Source organism: Burkholderia sp. LMG 13014 (assembly GCF_905232215.1).
Taxonomy (GTDB): domain Bacteria; phylum Pseudomonadota; class Gammaproteobacteria; order Burkholderiales; family Burkholderiaceae; genus Burkholderia.
This window is the reverse complement of sequence record NZ_CAJNKE010001059.1, coordinates 1-1,049: the sequence shown is the minus strand read 5'-3', so window position 1 is coordinate 1,049 and position 1,049 is coordinate 1. Positions and strand designations below refer to the sequence as shown.

The 1,049-nt window shown below is 70.7% G+C and carries 1 protein-coding gene; it reads left to right on the top strand.

Going from position 1 to position 1,049, the window contains the following annotated elements; genetic code table 11:
* Window positions 1-909, top strand: a 909-nt coding sequence (locus JYJ84_RS37365; protein ID WP_205190364.1) for an ABC transporter permease, incomplete at its 5' end; no start/stop codon positions are given.
* Between the last annotated feature and the right edge of the window lie 140 nt (window positions 910-1,049).

The following is a 1,049-nucleotide window of genomic DNA, read 5'->3' as shown; positions in this document are numbered from 1 at the left end:
GCGGTGCTCGGGCCGGACGCGCCCGAATCGTCGGTGCGCACGTTGCGCGCGCAGCTCGGGCTCGACCGGCCGCTTGCGGACCAGTACCTGTCGTGGCTCGCAGCCGCCACGCACGGCCGTTTCGGCGTGTCGCTCGATTCCGGCGTGCCGGTCGCGCGCCTGGTCGGCGAGCGGCTCGGCAATTCGCTGCTGCTGCTCGCGCTGACCGCGCTCGTCGTGATTCCGTTCGCACTCGTCGCGGGCACGGCACTCGCGGTCAAGCGCGACTCGCTCGCCGATCGCGTTGCGTTGCCCGCGCTGGTGCTGGTCAAGGCGACGCCGGAGTTCGCGATCGGCATCGTCCTCGTGATGCTGTTCGCGACGACCGTATTCCAGTGGCTGCCGGCCGTGTCGCTGCTCGATCCGGCGCATGCGCGGCTCGCGCAGCTCGACTACCTCGTGCTGCCGGTGGCGACGCTCGCGATCGCGAGCGCGCCGTATCTCGTCAGGCTCGTGCGCGGCGCGACGATCGACGCGCTCGATTCCGACTATGTGGCCGCCGCACGACTGCGCGGCATTCCCGAGCGGCGGATTCTGTGGCGGCATGCGCTGCCGAACGCGCTGCTGCCGATGATTCACGGTGTCGCGCTGACGTTCGGCGTGCTCGCGGGCGGCTCGCTCGTCGTCGAGGTCGTGTTCACGTATCCGGGCCTCGGCACCGCGCTGAACGCGGCGATCAACGTGCGCGACGTGCCGGTGATCCAGGCGCTCGTGCTGCTGATCGCGACCGCGGTCGTCGCGATCAATCTCGTCGCCGATCTGCTCGCGGTACGGCTGACGCCGAGGCGGCGCACCGCGGTGACCGATCGTCATGCGCGCAGCGTGCCGCGGTTCCCATCCGAACGAACGACTGAAGGACGCTCACGATGACTCGACATTCCTCGCTGCTGGCCGGACTGGCCTCGATCGAGCCGCTCGTCGATCCAGACGTGATGCTCGCGGGCGTGCCGCGTGCCGGCAGTGCGTGCTCTGCCCAGGCGCCGGATCCGGCGCACCCGGTACGGCCCGCA